This window comes from Aminobacter sp. P4_H6_2 (assembly GCF_056400805.1).
Window position 1 is genome coordinate 1 of record NZ_JBFUKO010000048.1, and the last position, 18098, is coordinate 18098.

The following is an 18098-nucleotide window of genomic DNA, read 5'->3' on the forward strand; positions in this document are numbered from 1 at the left end:
GGCCAGCCGAGGCGCTCATCATCATCTGAGAGACCAACACGCTGGCAAACACGGCAAGTAAAAACAGACGTCTGAAAATGTCACGTGATCTGGCCAAGCGCATCGTCCCCCAACGATTGTGCGAATGACGCTAACTTTACCCGTGGCGCAGCCCCTTGCAATGTAGCCTTTGGGCAAACAAAAAGGGCGCCCCGAGGGCCGCCCTTCATGCAATTCAATGAAGCGTCGATTATTCTTTGATCGAGGCGACGATGCCGGCGCCGACGGTACGGCCACCTTCACGGATAGCGAAGCGCAGCTTCTCTTCCATGGCGATCGGCACGATCAGCTCGACATCGACGGTGATGTTGTCGCCGGGCATGACCATCTCGGTGCCTTCCGGCAGCGACACGATGCCGGTCACGTCCGTCGTGCGGAAGTAGAACTGCGGACGGTAGTTGGTGAAGAACGGCGTGTGACGGCCACCTTCTTCCTTGGTCAGGATGTAGGCTTCAGCCACGAACTTCTTGTGCGGCTTGACCGAACCCGGCTTGCACAGAACCTGACCACGCTCGACGTCTTCACGACCAACGCCACGGATCAGCGCGCCGATGTTGTCGCCAGCCTGGCCCTGATCGAGCAGCTTGCGGAACATTTCAACGCCGGTAACCGTCGTCGACGTGGTCGGGCGGATGCCGACGATCTCGACGGTCTCGCCAACCTTGACGATGCCGCGCTCGACGCGACCGGTGACAACCGTGCCACGGCCCGAGATCGAGAACACGTCTTCGATCGGCAGCAGGAACGGACGGTCGATCGGACGCTCAGGCGTCGGGATGTAGGCGTCGACCGCTTCCATCAGCGCGCGGATCGCGTCTTCGCCGATCTTCTTGTCCGAATCGTTGAGCGCAGCAACAGCCGAACCCTTGATCATCGGAATGTCGTCGCCGGGATATTCGTACTTCGACAGAAGCTCGCGCACTTCGAGCTCGACCAGTTCGAGCAGCTCAGCGTCGTCGACCAGGTCGACCTTGTTGAGGAACACGACAAGTGCCGGAACGCCAACCTGACGGGCAAGCAGGATGTGCTCGCGGGTCTGCGGCATCGGGCCATCGGCAGCCGACACGACCAGGATCGCGCCGTCCATCTGGGCAGCACCGGTGATCATGTTCTTGACGTAGTCGGCGTGGCCGGGGCAGTCGACGTGGGCATAGTGGCGGTTAGGCGTCTCGTATTCGACGTGAGCCGTCGAAATGGTGATGCCGCGGGCCTTTTCTTCAGGCGCTGCGTCGATCTGGTCGTAGGCCTTGAACTCGCCGAAATACTTGGTGATCGCCGCCGTCAGCGACGTCTTGCCATGGTCGACGTGACCAATCGTGCCAATGTTCACATGAGGCTTATTACGCTCGAATTTACCTTTTGCCATTGTCTCTTTCCTTGGGCATCGGGACCTTGGTTCCGGTCGGATGCGGGGCGATTACCGATAAAGGCCGAAAAAGACAAGCGCCTTTTGGCCAAAGGCCGAGGTCGGGCGCAAAAGCCGCGGTGCTCTTTCAGTGCTGGACGCACATATGGTGGCAACCGAATGCAAATAAAAGGCTTCTCGCTCGGCAAGAAAGCCCTGGAGCGGGTAGCGGGAATCGAACCCGCGTATTCAGCTTGGAAGGCTGCTGCTCTACCATTGAGCTATACCCGCGCCCTGAGCGCCGCGCGCCTGATCAGGAGCGAAGCACGCTCTGGTATTCACCTTGCGGCATGGCCTTCTGAAAGATGAGATCATCTTTCGAGGCCATGCGTTTTATGGCTTCCGGGCCGGCAGTGGTGGAGGAGGTTGGATTCGAACCAACGTAAGCTGAGCTAACGGATTTACAGTCCGTCCCCTTTAACCACTCGGGCACTCCTCCAACTGCTTTGCCGGAGCCATGCAACGAGGCATTTCCAGATCCCGGTTCGAGGCGAAGCGCCCTGCCCCGAAATCTGCGTGGGCTTATGGCGACAAGGATTTGGCCTGTCAACCGGACAGGGTGCGTTTTCATGCGGATTATTCAAAGCGCCTGATAACGGGCCGTATGCAAAGCCAGGAGCTGGCGCTATAGCAAGCGCATGAACGATACAAAAAAGCCCGGAACACCCAAGGATAGCCACTACGCCAAGCTGCGTCGCACCTTCCGCGACCAGAAAAGCGGCGGCGCGCCTGAATTCAAGCCACGCAAGCCAGTGCCGCCTGGGGAGAACGCTCCTGACGGGCGGGTGCGGCTCTATGGGCTGCATACTGTGCGCGCAGCGCTCGACAATCCGCGCCGCAAGATTCGCCATATGTGGGTCACCCGAAATGCGCTGGAACGGCTTGAGATCGCCGATCTCGGTGCCCTGGCCTTCGCCACCGAATTGGTCGAGCCAAGAGAGATCGACAAGATCACCGGTTCCGACGCGGTGCACCAGGGTGTACTGATCGAAGCCGAGCCGCTGCAAACCAAGGCATTGTCGGCGCTGGGTGATTCGCCGTTGATCCTGGTGCTCGACCAAGTCACCGACCCTCACAATGTCGGCGCGATCATACGCTCGGCGGTGGCTTTCGGCGCCGGTGCGCTGGTCACAACGCAGCGCCACAGCCCACACGAGAGCGGCGTGCTCGCCAAATCGGCGTCAGGGGCGCTCGAACACATCGACCTGATCGAAGTGCGCAATCTCTCCGATGCGCTCGGTGAGCTGCATGAGGCCGGCTTCCAGACGGTCGGACTTGATTCGGAAAGCCCGGCGGAACTCGAAAAGACGTTTTCGGGCAACAGGGTCGCACTGGTGCTCGGCGCCGAAGGCAAAGGCCTGCGCCAAAAGACACGCGAGACAGTGTCCGCGCTTGCCCGTTTGGACATGCCAGGCGCAATCCATTCGCTCAACGTGTCCAATGCGGCGGCAATCTCGCTTTATGCCGCTAGGAAGTTTTTGCGCTGAGCTAAGTCAGAACCTGCTGGTGTCGGCGTCTGTGGCTTCCGGTTGAAAGCCACAGCGCCACACCGGATCGTGGTTTCATCGCGAACAGCCCTTGACCTTCCACCTGGCGGAAGCCGTAGCCTGACGGCGAACGGAGATACGTCATTGGCACACGGCCCCAAACTCATCCCTTTGCTCTCGCTCGCCTTCGCGCTCAGTATTGCGGCCCCTGCTCTCGCCCAGACCAAGACCGTCGCCGATCTTGCGGGGAACACGCATATCCATGGGCTCGCCTTCGATCGTGCGGAGCCCAGCAAGATCCTGATCGCCACGCATCACGGGCTGCTCGTGGCAGGCTCAGACGGCACCCTGACGGAGGTTTCGGAAAGCCAGGACGACTTCATGGGCTTTACGCCGCACCCGGCCGACCCTGCAATCCTGTTTGCCAGCGGCCATCCAAAAGGTGGCGGCAATCTTGGCTTCATCAAATCGACCGACGCAGGAAAGAGCTGGACGCAGATTTCGCCAGGCGTCAATGGGCCTGTCGATTTCCACCAGCTTGCCGTCAGCCCCACCAATCCTGACGTGCTGTACGGATCATTTGGCAGCATCCAGACCAGCAGCGATGGCGGCGCGACCTGGACAATCGCAGGCGAAGCCCCGCCCAAGCTGATTGACCTGGCCATTTCGCCCGCCAATCCGGCCGTCGTGTACGCCGCAACGCAAACCGGGCTGATGATCAGCCGTGACGGCGCCAAGAATTGGGACGTGCTGATCACCGACGTCCCGGTCACGACGGTCGAACTGACCGCCGACGGTACGATCTATGCCTTCGTACCCGGCCGCGGCCTGCTCAAGGCAACTGAAAACGCACCGAAATTCGAGACCATCGGGCAAGGCCCCGACAGTGCGGGTTACCTCCTGCACCTTGCAGTAAATGCCAAATCGCCTGAGCGTCTGGTCGCTGTCACCGGCGAGCTGGCGGTGGTAGTCAGCGGCGATTCCGGCGCGACCTGGACGAACCTCGGCGCCAACTAGCCGCTTCGCTGCGACCGAAATGCAAAACGGGCTCCGGCAATCATGCCGGAACCCGCTCTTCGACGGCGTGGAAAAGGCTGCGGCTTGGGAACGTTGCGCCGCGACCTCCCCCGCCTATGCTGCTTGGTTCTTGACCTCACCGGCTTGCGAGCCAACCTCGAAATTGGCCATCCTTTCGAGCGCGCGCACCAGCGCCGAGTGGTCCTGCTTGGCCCCGCCATTGGCGACACAGGAATTGAACAACTCCTGTGTCATCGAGGTGTTGGGCAATGACACGCCGAGCGCCTTGGCACCCTGCAGGGCGAGGTTGAGATCCTTCTGGTGCAGTTCGATGCGGAAGCCGGGTGCGAAGGTGCGCTTGACCATACGCTCGCCATGCACTTCGAGGATGCGCGATGCAGCCAAACCGCCCATCAGCGCCTGCCGGACCTTAGCCGGATCGGCTCCAGCCTTCGATGCGAATACCAATGCTTCGGCCACTGCCTCGATGGTCAATGCGACGACGATCTGGTTGGCCACTTTGGTGGTCTGGCCGACGCCGTTGGGACCGACCAGCGTGATGTTCTTGCCCATCTTTTCGAACACCGGACGTGCGCGCTCGAACGGCTTGTCCTCGCCGCCGACCATGATCGTCAGCGACGCCGATTTGGCGCCGACTTCTCCGCCGGAGACCGGTGCGTCTAGATAGTCACAGCCCAGCTCGTTGATCTTCTTGGCGAATTCCTTGGTTTCGATTGGCGAGATCGAGCTCATGTCGATGACGAGCTTTCCCTTGGAAAGGCCTGATGCAACGCTGTTTTCGCCAAACAGAACATCGGCGACCTGCGGTGTATCGGGTACCATCAGGATGATGATGTCACAGGCCTTGGCAAGCGCCTGGTGGCCGGTCACTTTCTTCAGGCCTTTGGCGACCAGTGCCTCAGGCAGAGCGCCGCGATGGTCGCTCGCGGTTACCTCATAGCCAGCGTCCAGCAGGTGTCCCGCCATCGGCGCGCCCATGATGCCGAGCCCAATGAAGCCAATTTTTTCCATTTTTATTTTCCTTCGAATTTCGTCTGGCCTATGCGGCCGCGCTGCCCTTGCCGGCAAAGTCCGCGAACCATCCCAGTCCCTCGACCGTCCCTGCCTTTGGCTTGTATTCAGCGCCGACCCAGCCGGTGTAGCCGATGCTGTCAAGGTGATCGTAGAGGAACGGGTAGTTGATCTCGCCCGTACCCGGCTCATGACGGCCGGGGTTGTCCGCCAGCTGCACATGCGCGATGCGGCCGAGATTGGCCTCGATGGTGAGGGCGAGATCACCCTCCATGATCTGCATGTGGTAGATGTCRTACTGCAGATAAAGGTTATCCGAGCCGACCCTGTCGATGATGCCGAGCGCCTGCCTGGTGTTGGTCAGGAAGAAGCCTGGAATGTCCCTGGTGTTGATAGGCTCGATCAGCAGGCGGATGCCTGCTGCCTTCAGCTTCTCGGCGGCAAAGGCGAGATTTTCGACGAACACATTTTGCAGCACGTCATGGGTGTTTCCGGCGGGTGCAATGCCGGCAAGGCAATTGACCTGCTCACAGCCAAGCGCATGAGCGTAGGTGATCGCCTTGGCCACACCCTGGCGGAATTCGGGGATGCGATCGGGCATCACGGCGATGCCGCGCTCGCCTGCCGCCCAGTCGCCGGGCGGCAAATTGAACAGCGCCTGGGTCAGGCCGTTCTTCTTCAGGCGCGCAGCCACCACATCGGGGGCGTGGTCGTAGGGCGCGATGTATTCGACGCCCTTGAAACCGGCGCGGGCGGCGGCATCGAAGCGCTCGAGAAAGTCATGCTCGCCAAAGAGCATCGAAAGATTGGCTGAAAACTTGGGCATAGGCTCTTCCTCGGAAAATCAATCGAGCAGCATGATTGCGGTCGGTGCGTCTTCGTTGCTTTCGGCAAGCTCCTCGAACTCGACGACATTGTCGATCTCGACGCCCATGGAGATGTTGGTGACGCGTTCGAGGATGAACTCGAGTACGACGGGCACCTGATGCTCCTTCATGAGCTGCTTGGCCTGCTTGAAGGCAGCGGCAAATTCTTCCGGCTTGCGCACCCGAACCGCCTTGCAGCCCATGGCCTCGGCGACCGCGACGTGATCGACGCCGTATCCTGCCTCGGGGTCGCCTGAGCGATTGATGTTTTCGAACGACAGACTGACCTCGAAATCCATGGCAAAGCCGCGCTGTGCCTGGCGGATGAGGCCGAGATAGGCGTTGTTCACGACGACATGGATGTAGGGCAGCTTGTGCTGGGCGCCGACGGCCAGTTCCTCGATCATGAACTGGAAATCATAGTCACCTGACAAGGCGACGATGTCGCGGTTCGGATCAGCGGCGCGAACACCGAGTGCCGCAGGCAGGGTCCAGCCGAGCGGGCCGGCCTGGCCGCAATTGATCCAGTTGCGCGGCTTGTAGACATGCAGGAACTGTGCGCCGGCGATCTGCGACAGGCCGATGGTGGTGACATAGGTGGTGTCGCGGCCGAACGCCTTGTTCATTTCCTCATAGACGCGCTGCGGCTTGAGCGGCACCTGCTCGAAGTGGGTCTTGCGCTTCATCGTCTTCTTGCGCGCCTGGCACTCCTTGGCCCAGCCTGACCAGTCGCGCAGCTTGCCCGCCGTCTTCCATTCGGTGGCAACGTCGAGCAGCATCTTCAAGGCTGCACCGGCATCCGAGGTCACGCCGAGATCGGGCGCAAAGACGCGGCCGATCTGGGTCGGCTCGATATCGATATGGATGAACTTGCGGCCCGCCGTGTACTTGTCGACCGAGCCGGTGTGGCGGTTGGCCCAGCGGTTGCCAACGCCGAGCACAAAATCTGAGGCGAGCATGGTCGCATTGCCGTAGCGATGCGAGGTTTGTAGGCCGCACATGCCGGCCATCAGGCGGTGGTCGTCGGGGATAGCGCCCCAACCCATCAGGGTCGGGATGACAGGAACACCCGTGATCTCGGCGAATTCGATGAGCAGGTCCGAGGCGTCAGCATTGATGACGCCGCCGCCGGCAACGATCAGCGGCTTCTCAGCCTCGTTGAGCATCGACAGCGCCTTTTCGGCCTGGGCGCGAGTCATCGCCGGCTTGTGGACCACGAGCGGCTCATAGGCGTCGATGTCGAACTCGATCTCGGCCAGCTGAACATCGACAGGCAGGTCGACCAGAACCGGCCCCGGACGACCCGAGCGCATGAGGTGGAATGCCTTCTGCAACGTCATCGGCACCAGATACGGCTCCATGACGGTGACGGCCCATTTGGTGACGGGGGCGGCGATCGCCGCAATATCGACGGCCTGAAAGTCTTCCTTGTTCAAGCGGGCGCGCGGCGCCTGGCCAGTGATGCATAAAAWCGGGATCGAGTCGGCGGACGCCGAATAGAGGCCGGTGATCATGTCGGTACCGGCCGGTCCCGACGTGCCGATGCATAAGCCGATGTTGCCGGCCTTGGTGCGGGTGTAACCCTCGGCCATATGCGATGCGCCTTCGACGTGGCGGGCAAGGACGTGCCGGATCGAACCGCGTGCCTTCAAGGCCGAATAGAGCGGGTTGATCGCCGCACCTGGCACACCGAAGGCACAGCTGATGCCTTCCTTCTCAAGAACGAGAACCGCTGCATCGACAGCACGCATCCTGGCCATGGACTTCCCTCCAACGATCGAAACTCAATGTTAGTCGATCGTGTCATCGCAGAGCGAATTTTGCAATTTTTTCAAAATATTTTTTCATTTCATGTTGCGCGCACTTACCATCTGATTTTGCTGTCATTTTCATTTTTCGTTGCGTAGAGCATCAAACTAAGTGAAAAAGTTTTTTAAACGCAATCTGGAGCACCGGYATGGCAACCACCGAAAAACGGCAGCGCGGACGCCCCCGTGCCTTCCAGCCGGCGCCCGACGCCGGTTCGGTGCAGTCGCTCGACCGCGCGCTGCGCATTCTTGCCATCGTCGCGCATAGCGACGGCCTGTCGCTGAGCGAGATTTCGGCCGCCTCCGATCTGGCCGCGGCAACCGCCTACCGCATGCTGACCACCTTGCAGAACCACGGCATGGTCGAGTTCGACAGCGACGGCCAGCTTTGGTCGATCGGGGTCGAGACCTATCGCATGGGCGCTGCCTTCCTGCGTCGGCGCAAGCTTGTCGACCGTGCCCGTACCGTCATGCAGGAACTGATGGAAAAGACCGGCGAAACCGCCAATCTCGGCGTCGCCGAAGACGATTGCGTGGTTTTCGTCAGCCAGGTCGAGACGCATCAGGCGATCCGCGCCTTTTTCCGGCCGGGTACGCGCAGTCCTTTCCACGCGTCGGGCATCGGCAAGGCGGTCCTTGCCCATCTCGACCGCGACCGCGTCAACGCCATCGTGCGCAAGGCTGGCCTTGATGCCTATACCGAGCGCACGCTTTCAGAACCGGCAGCCCTTGCCCGCGATCTCGAACAGATCCGCGCGCGCGGCTGGTCGGTGGACGACGAAGAACGTTATCCCGGCATGCGCTGCGTGGCAGCGGCAGTGTTCAACGAATTCGGTGAACCCATTGGCGGTGTTTCGGTTTCCGGGCCTACTGTACGCGTGACACCCGAACGCCTCGCCGAAATCGGGCCAATCGTTCGCGCTGCCGCCGCCGAACTGACCAGGATGATCGGCGGCTCGCCAGACGGCGCCTTGCCCGGCATCTGAACGGGCCTTCGGCAGGCAATCCCAAACGTCGCCCTTGCTGTGGGCCAAAGGCCCGTGCTTGACAGCACAACCACAACGGCTGAAGTCAAAGCCGAATTTGCAATGACAAGTGTTGGAAGCGACCATGAGCCTGCAATCCGTCAAAGCCTTCTTCGCCGAGCATGCCCCCGACATCAAGGTCATCGAGACGCCGACGAGCTCGGCGACGGTCACACTTGCCGCCGAAGCCCATGGGGTCGAGCCCGCCCAGATCGCCAAGACCATCTGCCTGCGCGTCGGCGATCGCGCCCTGCTGGTCGTTGCCCGTGGCGATGCCAGGATCGACAACCGCAAATCGCGCGATGCGTTCGGCGGCAAGCCACGCATGCTTGATGTCGAGCAGGTCGCCGAGATCACCGGCCATCCGGTGGGCGGTGTCTGTCCCTTCGGCCTGGCGACACCGCTGCCGATCTATTGCGACGTATCGCTGCGCGCTTATGACGAGGTTGTGCCGGCTGCGGGGGCCACCAATGCGGCAGTCAGGATTGGGGTCGAGCGCATGGCAACGCTGGTCAATGCCGAATGGTGCGACATCTGCCAGGATGCCGTCGGCAAGCCAGACGCGGAAGCTGCGGAATAGTTTCCTCGCATCCGGCGGAATACTGCGCCTTGCTTGTTTGAGCACAGCCGGCCGCTATACTCGGTAGTATCAATCAGGTTCGTGCGCATCGATGCCGCAGTTTGTTGGAGGACGACGTTGGCTATGGCCGGGTCTCGCCGTGGCGACCCTGGCAGTGGCAATCGTGTTTTTCGGCGGCGCCTTCGCCAACCGGATCTATCTGGACGAAGCAGCATCGCGCGGCCAGACCACGCTGCGCCTCGCCGTCGCCGCACTCTCCGGCCAGATGAACCGCTTCGAGCCCTTGCCCGAACTGATCGCCGACCATGACGATATCAAGGAGCTGGTCAGCGACCCGGACAATCCGGCACTGCGCGCACGCGCCAACGATTACCTCAAGGAAATCAATGCGCTGCTGAAATCCTCTGACATTTACGTCCTACTCCCCGGCGGAGAGACGATCGCGGCCTCCAATCACGACCTGCCGATCAGCTTTGTTGGCGAGAATTTCTCCTACCGGCCTTATTACCAGGATGCMATTCGCGGCAACCAAGGGCGCTTCTTCGCGCTCGGCACCACCTCGCTCAAGCGCGGCTATTATTTCTCCTCGCCGATCCGCATCGGCATGGAAATCCGTGGCGTCGTTGTCTTCAAGGTCGACGTCGACGCCATCGAAGCGTCGTGGAAAGGTGGCGATCAAGAGATCATCGTCACCGACCCCGAAGGCATCATCTTCATGAGCGGCCAGCCAAGCTGGCTTTATGCCAGCCTCCGGCCGCTGACCGACGAGCGCCTCGCCCGCACCGAAGCATCCCGCCGTTATGCCGACGCGATGCTGCGAGAACTGCCGGTCACGAAAAGCACCACCGACGACGGCAATCTGCTGCTCCGCATCACCGAAGGCGGCAAGTCGCGCGAATTCCTCGAACTCGCCGAACAGATGCCACAGGCGCGCTGGACGGTTCATGTGCTCGCCGACACGGCTTCGGCGCACACGCAGGCTCTGGCAGCCGTTATCTCCGCCCTTCTGGCACTCGCCCTTGCTGGTCTCGGCGGCGCAATCATCCTCCAGCGCCGCGCCCGCCTCGCCGAGCGCATGCAGATGCAGCAAAGCGCGCAGATCGAACTCGAACGCCGGGTCGAGGAGCGCACCGCCGATCTGGCACAGGTCAACAGTCGGCTGGAGACCGAAGTCGCCGAACGCCGCACCGCCGAGCAGCAGCTACGCCGAACCCAGGCGGACCTGATCCAGGCCGGCAAGCTCGCCGCCCTTGGCCAGATGTCGGCGGCGCTTTCGCATGAATTCAACCAGCCACTTGCCGCAGTGAAGACCTATGCCGACAACGCCGCAACGCTGCTCGACCGTTCCCGCATCGAAGAAGCCCGCGACAATGTCTCGCGCATTTCCAAGCTCGCCGACCGGATGTCGTCGATCAGCCGGCATCTCCGGAACTTTGCCCGCAAGCCGAACCAGAAGCTCGGGCCAGTAGCACTTGAAGAGGTTGTGCGCGATACGCAGGAAATTGTCGCCTGGCGCCTCAAGGCGGCCGAAGCCATTCTGATCGTCGACCTCGGCCCGACACCGCTCGCCGTCAAGGCGGGCTCGGTGCGCCTCCAACAGGTGCTGGTCAACGTCATCACCAACGCGGCCGACGCGGTCGAGGGCCGGGCCGATCGTCGCATCGAACTTACCGCGCGACGCAAGGGCCCCAAGGTCACCATCTCGATCCGCGACCACGGCCCCGGTGTACCAACGGCGATTGCCGAGCGCATCTACGATCCGTTCTTTTCAACCAAGGGCGTGGGCAAAGGCCTCGGTCTGGGGCTTTCCATTTCCTACAATATCGTCAAAGACTTTGGCGGAGTTCTTGGAGTCTTGAACCATCCTGAAGGGGGCGCCTTGTTCACCGTCGAGCTCGATGCGGCACGCGTCGCCACCCGTGAGGCTGCGGAATGAAGCCGCCGATCGTTCTTCTTGTCGATGATGAAGACGAGCTGCGCCGCTCGACCCGCCAGTCGCTCGATCTAGCCGGCTTCACCGTCGAGGATTTTTCGTCGGCCGAACGCGCACTCGACTTCATCACCCAAGGCTTCAACGGAGTCGTCATCACCGACGTGCGCATGCCCGGCATGGACGGCATGACGCTGATGGGCCGCATCCGGGACATCGACGCCGATATTCCAGTGATTCTGGTGACAGGGCATGGCGACGTGCAGCTCGCCGTGCGCGCCATGCGCGAAGGTGCTTATGATTTTGTCGAAAAGCCCTTCGTCACGCAGCATCTGACGGAGATGGCGGCGCGTGCCATCGACCGCCGCAGCCTGGTGCTTGAAAATCGCGAACTGCGCGCCGTCGCCGGCAAGCGCGACGACATCGAAGCGCGCCTGCCCGGCCGCAGCCAGACGATGATCGACCTGCGCTATAAGCTGCGCGCGGTCGCTGCCACCGACGCCGACGTCCTGATCATTGGCGACACCGGGACCGGCAAGGAAGTCACCGCACGCGCGCTGCACGACATCAGCGGACGCGCCACAAAACCCTTCGTTGCCATCAACTGTGCCGCCCTCCCCGAAACGTTGATCGAGAGCGAACTGTTCGGCCATGAGGCCGGCGCCTTTGCCGGGGCGTTGCGTTCGCGTTACGGCAAATTCGAGCATGCGCGCGGCGGTACGGTGTTGCTCGACGAGATCGGCTCGATGCCGACTGACCTGCAGGTCAAGCTTCTGCGCGTCATCCAGGAGCGCGTCATCACCCGCCTTGGTTCCAACGAGCCGATCGCGCTCGACGTTCGTTTCATTGCCACCAGCAAGGTCGACCTCGACGCCGAAGTCGCAGCCGGCCGTTTCCGCGCCGATCTGCTCTACCGGCTCAATGTCGTGACTTTGCGCATGCCAGCCCTTTCGGCACGGCGCGAGGACGTGCCACTGCTGTTTCTCCAGCTGGCGCGCGAGGCAGCTGCACGCTACCGCCGCGACGATGTCGAGGTGCCGCCCCAGGCTATCGCGGAAGTCGCTCGCCGCGACTGGCCTGGCAATGTGCGCGAGCTGCGCAACGCCGCCGACCGCTTCGTGCTCGGCCTTGGCCTGCAATTGCCCGAAGGCCCGACTGCGGCGAACGGCAGTGGCGACCGCCTTGCCGACCGCRTCGCAGACTTTGAGAAAAATGCGATCTCGGCCGCCCTGCTTGCCCATGGCGGCAGCCTCAAGCCGGTCTATGAGCAGCTCGGAATCTCCCGCAAGACGCTCTACGAAAAGATGCAGCGCTACGGCCTCGACAAGAATCGCCTTGGTGCCGCCGAGGGCCAGGACGCCTGACCGGCCGCGCGCCCATGTGTGGAAATCCACACATGGCAGGAGGGCAACGTCACCTTTTCCACCCACTGGTGCTGATCTCGAACGTTTTTAGCCGCCCGGATGGGTGTGCATGCCTTGCGATGCACACATCCAGTCGCTCCTAATCGGCCCATCCACCGCCGGCGCAGGGAGGGACCAGGCGCGGGTGGAAGCACAGATACAGATCCCGGGAGGATTTCATGAAGAGACTGCTCGCCTCGCTGACGGCTGCCGCAACGCTTGCCGCATTCCCGCTTGCCGCCAACGCGCAGGCCTATCCTGAGCGTACCATCACCGTTGTCGTGCCGTTCTCGGCCGGTGGCCCGACCGACACGGTCACGCGCCTCGTCGCCGAATCGATGTCCAAGGACCTCGGCCAGCAGGTCATCGTCGAAAATGTCGGCGGTGCCGGTGGCACGCTCGGTGCCGGCCGCGTCGCCGCCGCTGATGCCGATGGCTACACGCTTCTGCTGCACCACATCGGCATGGCCACCAGCGCCACGCTCTACCGCAAGCTCGCCTATGACACGCTGAACGCCTTCGAATATGTCGGCCTGGTCACCGAAGTGCCGATGACGATCGTTGCCAAGAAGGACCTTGCGCCGACCGACCTCAAGGGCTTGGTCGAATACGCCAAGGCCAACAAGGACACCGTGACCGTCGCCAATGCCGGTATCGGTGCGGCCTCGCATCTGTGCGGCATGTTGTTCATGAGCGCCATCGGCACGCCGCTGGTAACCGTTCCCTACAAGGGCACCGGCCCAGCCATGACCGACCTGCTCGGCGGCCAGGTCGACATCATGTGCGACCAGACCACCAACACCACCAAGCAGATCCAGGGCGGCACCATCAAGGCTTACGCCGTGACATCGCCCAAGCGCCTCGACGTGCTCGCTGACGTTCCGACCACCAAGGAGGGCGGCCTCGACGGCATGGAAGTCGGCATCTGGCACGGCCTCTACGCGCCCAAGGGCACCCCGGCTGATGTGACCGAGCGCCTGTCCAAGTCGCTGCAGGCGGCCCTCAAGGACCCCAACGTCGTTGCACGCTTCGCGGAGCTCGGCACCGTGCCGTCGTCGGAAGCCGACGCCACCCCGGCAGCGCTCAAGGCCAAGCTCGAAGGCGAAATCGCACGCTGGAAGCCGATCATCGAGAGCGCCGGCCAGTTCGCCGACTAAGGCACTTCGCCTGCGGCGGAAATCGGTCGCGTAAAGCGCTGCCTCAATCCGCCTGCCGGCACCTTCTCCCCCGTGAACGGGGAGAAGGCAGACTGCCGCAGCCTCTTGCCAATCGCCGACGCCTAGGAATGAGACAGGCGTCTGATGCCGAGTTCCTTTCTCCCCGTCAACGCACGGGGAGAAAGTGCCGGCAAGCGGATGGAGGCAGCGTAACGCAGCTATCCACATCAGGCGCCAGCAGAGGGCCTTCCCATGAAAAACCTCGCCATCGATCCCACTAACGCCGCCTGCGGAGCGATCTTCGTCGCCACCGGCGCGTTTTTCGCCATCCAGTCCCTGGGTCTCGACCTGGGCACAACATTCCGCATGGGACCGGGCTATTTTCCGCTGGTCCTGGCTTGCGTGCTGATCGTGCTCGGCCTCGTCGTCATCGTCCAGGCCACTCGGGTCGAGGGCGAGCCGATCGGCCCGATCGCCTGGCGCGGCATGGCCTTCATCTTGCCGGCGCCGATCTTCTTCGGCCTCACTGTGCGTGGACTTGGCTTCGTGCCGTCGATCTTCCTGACCTGCCTGATAGCTGCCTTCGCCTCGGCGCGGATGAAGCCGCTCGCCGCTGTCATCCTCTCCGCCGGAGTGACGCTGTTTTCAGTCGCCGTGTTCAGCTACGCGCTCGGCCTGCCGTTCCAGCGCTTCGGCCCCTGGCTGCCGTTCTGAGGAGGATGTGATGGAACTCTTCGACAATCTCGTGCTCGGCTTTTCAACGGCCACAACGCTCTCCAATCTTGGCTTCTGCCTGATCGGCGTCTTGCTCGGCACCCTCATCGGCGTGTTGCCCGGCATCGGCGCCACCGCCACCATCGCGATGCTGTTGCCGATCACCTTCCAGATCGGCGATCCAGTCTCCTCGCTCATCATGCTCGCCGGCATCTATTACGGCGCGCAGTATGGCGGGTCGACCACAGCCATCCTCATCAACATGCCGGGCGAATCCTCATCCGCCGTCACCGCAATCGACGGCTATCAGATGGCACGCAAGGGCCGCGCCGGTGCCGCACTCGCCATCGCCGCCATCGGCTCGTTTTTCGCAGGCACAGTTTCGACCTTCCTGGTCGCCATCTTCGCGCCGCCGCTGACGACAATCGCGCTGCAGTTCGGTGCTGCCGAATATTTCTCGCTGATGGTCGTCGGCCTGGTCTCGTCCATCGCCCTCGCCCATGGCTCGATCATCAAGGCGCTGGCAATGGTCGTCCTTGGCCTGCTGCTCGGCCTCGTCGGCACCGACATCTACACCGGCACACCGCGCTTCACCCTTGGCATCCGCGAATATGCCGACGGGCTCAACTTCGTTGCGGTCGCGGTTGGCGTGTTCGGCGTCGCCGAAATCCTGCGCAACCTCGAAAGTGAAAAGACCCGCGAAGTGCTGATGGCCAAGGTTTCGGGCTTGATGCCGACGCGCCAGGATTTTCGCGAAATGGCAGCACCCATCCTGCGCGGCACGGCCATCGGCTCGGCACTCGGCATCCTGCCTGGCGGCGGCGCGATCCTTGCGGCCTTTGCCTCCTACACCGTCGAAAAGCGCGTTTCAAAGCACCCTGAAGAGTTCGGCAAGGGTGCCGTGGCGGGCGTCGCCGGCCCGGAATCGGCTAACAATGCGGGTGCTCAGACCTCGTTCATCCCGATGCTGACGCTCGGCATCCCGGCGAACCCGGTCATGGCGCTGATGATCGGCGCGATGATCATCCAGGGCATCGTGCCTGGCCCCAATGTCGCCACTGAGCAGCCGGCTCTTTTTTGGGGCATCATCGCTTCGATGTGGATCGGCAATCTGATGCTGATCATCCTCAACCTGCCGCTGATCGGGCTGTGGGTGAAGCTCTTGACCGTGCCCTACTACGTGCTGTTTCCGATCATCATGGCGTTCTGCGCCATCGGCGTTTACAGCGTCAACTCCAACGTCTTCGACCTTTACGCCGTCGCCTTCTTCGGCCTCATCGGCTACGCGCTGGTCAAGCTGCGCTGCGAGCCGGCACCGCTGCTGCTCGGCTTCGTGCTCGGGCCGCTGCTCGAAGAAAACCTGCGCCGGGCCATGATCCTGTCGCGCGGCGACCCGACCACCTTCGTCACCCGTCCGATCAGTGCGCTCCTGCTCGCACTGGCCGCCTGCGTGCTGATCGTGGTGTTGCTGCCGGCAGTGCGCAAGAAACGCGACGAGGTCTTTGTCGAAGAAGAAGCCTGACGCACGCAACTGCGCGCCGACCGAAGCTTAGGTTGGCGCGCATTGGTTGCGGCATGGAGCTGCGGGGCTCCAGGGGAATGAGCTTATCGGTGCATAATCGCGAATGGTGATTTGACCACGCGTCTGGTTCGCGTGAATTTGCATATCGGAGGTGAGCGAGGCTCTTCGAACCCAGCCACCCAGTTTGACCACATATGCTGCGACGATTGCTTTTTTGACCCGCTGTGTAAATCGATCCCCCGCCCTCACGGCGGGTTCTTTTTGAATACGGGCCAGCAGAGTGCGGTGGCTATCGCGGAGGTTTCCCACCGTCTGCGGCGACGGGCCGATGAGATGCGGATGCGTCTAGCCGTCCGCAGGCGTTGTCAGACGAACATCATGACGACGATGCCGCCGACTACGACCAGGACAAGTCCTGCAATCAACATGGGGATCAGGGTGCTATCTTGGTTGGCTTCAGGCACGAGCGTTTCTCCGATCAGTCAGCTCGGTAAAATGACCTCGGCCTGCCAGGCGCTCTTTGCGCCAGCGCAAACAAAACCCAATCAGACGCGCTCGCAGGTCGGCACCGACGACTGGCACGGCTTGCGTGAAAAAGCCCGCGCCGAATGGGAATACAGCGCGGGCGAGCACAGTTGGGATCAAGTGCAAACAGAGGGTGATGCACCCGATAAGGGCCATCATAGTCAAATCCGGCGGCAGCTTTTTGCGCTAGATCAAATTGATCGCGCGAGTTCGATCACTTGGTGCCGAGCGCCTGTCGACTTCCGCCATGCTGCTGCAAAAGTGCTGCAAGAACGGAAGTCGGAGGATCGGTAGTCAAGCTAAAGACAGGACGATTGCGGAACGTAAATCTGTCGCAATCAGCGTGAAAAGTCCGAGGATGAAAACCTCAACGACGCTCACAGTTGCGCTTCTCGTTTCGGGTTGGTTCGGTACGACAATGCCCATCGCCGCAGCAGCCGATTTCGGCCCTGAGACGCTTGCCCTGATCAATGCCTACAGGGTGAGCCGTGGCCTTTCACCGCTAACCTCTCACCGCACGCTGCAGGCTTTGGCAAGGCAACATAGCCGGTACCAAGCGGCAAGAAACAGCCTCGGCCATGATGGCTTCCGCCAGCGATCCGCCCAAGCGAAGGCTGCCGGCCTCAGCGTCGTATGTGCGGAGAACGTTGGTTATAACTATCAAAACGCACAGCAGCTTTTTGTGGGATGGAAGAACTCGGCACTCCATCGGACGAACTTGCTTCGGCCCAATATCCGCTACGCGGGCGTTTCCGTAGTTGGCCCTTATTCGACTTTCTTCGCTTGCCGATAGCGCCGGCCGCCCGGATAGCCAGGTCAGCGGCAATGTTCCGCCTCAAGCAGTCAAACGCAGCCGCCCTCAAGCCATTCAAGGGCCGCTGATGCCTTGAATTGGTTGGTTTCTCAGCTGTCGTGTGGGAAGTGGTGCCCCCGGCAGGAATCGAACCCGCGACCTTCGGTTTACAAAACCGCTGCTCTACCATCTGAGCTACAAGGGCAATTTGCTCCGGTTAGCATATTTTTCGGCCCAGTAAAGACAATTTCGAGAGAATGGCGAAGCATCCCCAGGCAGCGCGGTCTGAGACACCTAAAACTGCACACAGGTACTCACTACATATTTGCAGCGGGTCGACAGGGCCCTGCTCGGAGGTGATGGATGCTCAGGTTCGTGATCATTGCCATGGTGGTGATTGTCGCCTGGCTGCTGTTGCTCAAGCTGTTTCGCCAGATCAAGGAGGCGCGGGTCGATTGGACCGGCGTCGCCGCGATCATCGGTTTCATCGCGCTCGCCTTCTATCTGCGCCACGTCACCGGCCTAGGGTGACCTCATTGCGCACAAGCAGGTGTTTGCTAAGCCGCCGATGTCATTGTCTTCGCAAACACCACACGATTGCGCCCTTGCTCCTTAGCCTCGTAGAGGCAGCGGTCGGCAAGGCGCATCAGTTGCGACGTCGGCTGCTGCCCGTCTGAAACGACCGCTCCTATGCTGACACTCAACGGATGCAGGTGTCCGTCGACCGGATGGAAGACCAGTTGCTCGACCTCCATGCGAATCCGCTCTGCAATAGCTGCCGCGTCGTCGCGATTG

General features: G+C 61.8%; 17 protein-coding genes and 3 tRNA genes. 12 read left to right on the plus strand and 8 right to left on the minus strand.

Translation table 11 applies throughout. The features are described 5' to 3' along the window. Positions 1-229: 229 nt before the first annotated feature. From tuf to AC1DUU_RS06370, 3 genes are all read right to left on the minus strand, one after another. Entirely contained in the window at positions 230-1405 is a 1176-nt protein-coding gene (tuf, locus tag AC1DUU_RS06360; protein WP_476782577.1) for an elongation factor Tu, read from the minus strand. 196 nt (positions 1406-1601) lie between these two features. Next, positions 1602-1675: transfer RNA gene (locus AC1DUU_RS06365), tRNA-Gly, on the minus strand. 123 nt (positions 1676-1798) lie between these two features. After that, positions 1799-1883: transfer RNA gene (locus AC1DUU_RS06370), tRNA-Tyr, on the minus strand. A 199-nt stretch (positions 1884-2082) separates the two neighbouring features. Between AC1DUU_RS06370 and rlmB the strand changes: the two genes are divergently transcribed. After that, entirely contained in the window at positions 2083-2931 is an 849-nt protein-coding gene (gene rlmB, locus AC1DUU_RS06375; RefSeq protein WP_476782578.1) for a 23S rRNA (guanosine(2251)-2'-O)-methyltransferase RlmB, read from the plus strand. A 144-nt stretch (positions 2932-3075) separates the two neighbouring features. Then, the gene (locus AC1DUU_RS06380) at positions 3076-3948 is read left to right on the plus strand and encodes a F510_1955 family glycosylhydrolase (protein ID WP_476782579.1); all 873 of its coding nucleotides are present in this window, start codon (positions 3076-3078) and stop codon (positions 3946-3948) included. A 114-nt stretch (positions 3949-4062) separates the two neighbouring features. Here the strand turns inward: AC1DUU_RS06380 and AC1DUU_RS06385 are convergent, their stop codons facing one another. From AC1DUU_RS06385 to gcl, 3 genes are read right to left on the minus strand one after another with little or no spacing between them, the layout of a single operon-like run. Beyond that, positions 4063-5124 (minus strand): 2-hydroxy-3-oxopropionate reductase, encoded by a 1062-nt coding sequence (locus tag AC1DUU_RS06385; RefSeq protein WP_476782580.1) that lies wholly within the window; start codon positions 5122-5124, stop codon positions 4063-4065. Beyond that, complete coding sequence (gene otnI / locus AC1DUU_RS06390) at positions 5009-5806, minus strand: 2-oxo-tetronate isomerase (RefSeq protein ID WP_476782581.1); 798 nt, start codon at positions 5804-5806, stop codon at positions 5009-5011. Before otnI ends, AC1DUU_RS06385 begins: the two co-directional genes overlap by 116 nt. A gap of 18 nt (positions 5807-5824) precedes the next feature. Further along, positions 5825-7606 carry a glyoxylate carboligase gene (gene gcl, locus AC1DUU_RS06395; protein WP_476782582.1) on the minus strand — a complete coding sequence of 594 codons (1782 nt, stop codon included), beginning with the start codon at positions 7604-7606 and terminating at the stop codon, positions 5825-5827. A 197-nt stretch (positions 7607-7803) separates the two neighbouring features. On the opposite strand from gcl, the gene bhcR reads away from it, so the two are divergent. From bhcR to AC1DUU_RS06440, 9 genes are all read left to right on the plus strand, one after another. After that, positions 7804-8640, plus strand: coding sequence for an HTH-type transcriptional regulator BhcR (bhcR, locus tag AC1DUU_RS06400; RefSeq protein ID WP_476782583.1), 837 nt, complete (start codon positions 7804-7806; stop codon positions 8638-8640). A 124-nt stretch (positions 8641-8764) separates the two neighbouring features. Further along, a complete protein-coding gene (locus AC1DUU_RS06405) occupies positions 8765-9259 on the plus strand; it encodes a YbaK/EbsC family protein (protein WP_476782584.1) in 495 nt (164 codons plus the stop codon). A 91-nt stretch (positions 9260-9350) separates the two neighbouring features. Beyond that, positions 9351-11195 carry a sensor histidine kinase gene (locus AC1DUU_RS06410; RefSeq protein WP_476782585.1) on the plus strand — a complete coding sequence of 615 codons (1845 nt, stop codon included), beginning with the start codon at positions 9351-9353 and terminating at the stop codon, positions 11193-11195. After that, the gene (locus AC1DUU_RS06415; RefSeq protein WP_476782586.1) at positions 11192-12553 is read left to right on the plus strand and encodes a sigma-54-dependent transcriptional regulator; all 1362 of its coding nucleotides are present in this window, start codon (positions 11192-11194) and stop codon (positions 12551-12553) included. The genes AC1DUU_RS06410 and AC1DUU_RS06415 overlap by 4 nt, the downstream gene beginning before the upstream one ends. 218 nt (positions 12554-12771) lie before the next feature. Beyond that, the gene (locus AC1DUU_RS06420) at positions 12772-13749 is read left to right on the plus strand and encodes a tripartite tricarboxylate transporter substrate-binding protein (RefSeq protein WP_476782587.1); all 978 of its coding nucleotides are present in this window, start codon (positions 12772-12774) and stop codon (positions 13747-13749) included. A gap of 252 nt (positions 13750-14001) precedes the next feature. Next, the gene (locus tag AC1DUU_RS06425; RefSeq protein WP_476782588.1) at positions 14002-14463 is read left to right on the plus strand and encodes a tripartite tricarboxylate transporter TctB family protein; all 462 of its coding nucleotides are present in this window, start codon (positions 14002-14004) and stop codon (positions 14461-14463) included. 10 nt (positions 14464-14473) lie between these two features. Beyond that, positions 14474-15985 carry a tripartite tricarboxylate transporter permease gene (locus AC1DUU_RS06430; RefSeq protein WP_476782589.1) on the plus strand — a complete coding sequence of 504 codons (1512 nt, stop codon included), beginning with the start codon at positions 14474-14476 and terminating at the stop codon, positions 15983-15985. 378 nt (positions 15986-16363) lie between these two features. Then, positions 16364-16804, plus strand: a complete 441-nt coding sequence (locus tag AC1DUU_RS06435) for a hypothetical protein (protein ID WP_476782593.1) — start codon at positions 16364-16366, stop codon at positions 16802-16804. Positions 16805-16868: 64 nt separating this feature from the next. Then, positions 16869-17303, plus strand: coding sequence for a CAP domain-containing protein (locus AC1DUU_RS06440; RefSeq protein ID WP_476782590.1), 435 nt, complete (start codon positions 16869-16871; stop codon positions 17301-17303). A 129-nt stretch (positions 17304-17432) separates the two neighbouring features. On the opposite strand, the gene AC1DUU_RS06445 is transcribed toward AC1DUU_RS06440, so the two are convergent. Beyond that, positions 17433-17508, minus strand: a tRNA-Thr gene (locus AC1DUU_RS06445). A 158-nt stretch (positions 17509-17666) separates the two neighbouring features. Between AC1DUU_RS06445 and AC1DUU_RS06450 the strand changes: the two genes are divergently transcribed. Continuing rightward, positions 17667-17834, plus strand: a complete 168-nt coding sequence (locus tag AC1DUU_RS06450) for a hypothetical protein (protein ID WP_476782591.1) — start codon at positions 17667-17669, stop codon at positions 17832-17834. A 26-nt stretch (positions 17835-17860) separates the two neighbouring features. On the opposite strand, the gene AC1DUU_RS06455 is transcribed toward AC1DUU_RS06450, so the two are convergent. After that, positions 17861-18098 (minus strand): diguanylate cyclase (locus tag AC1DUU_RS06455; RefSeq protein WP_476782592.1); only part of this gene is annotated, 238 nt, incomplete at its 5' end.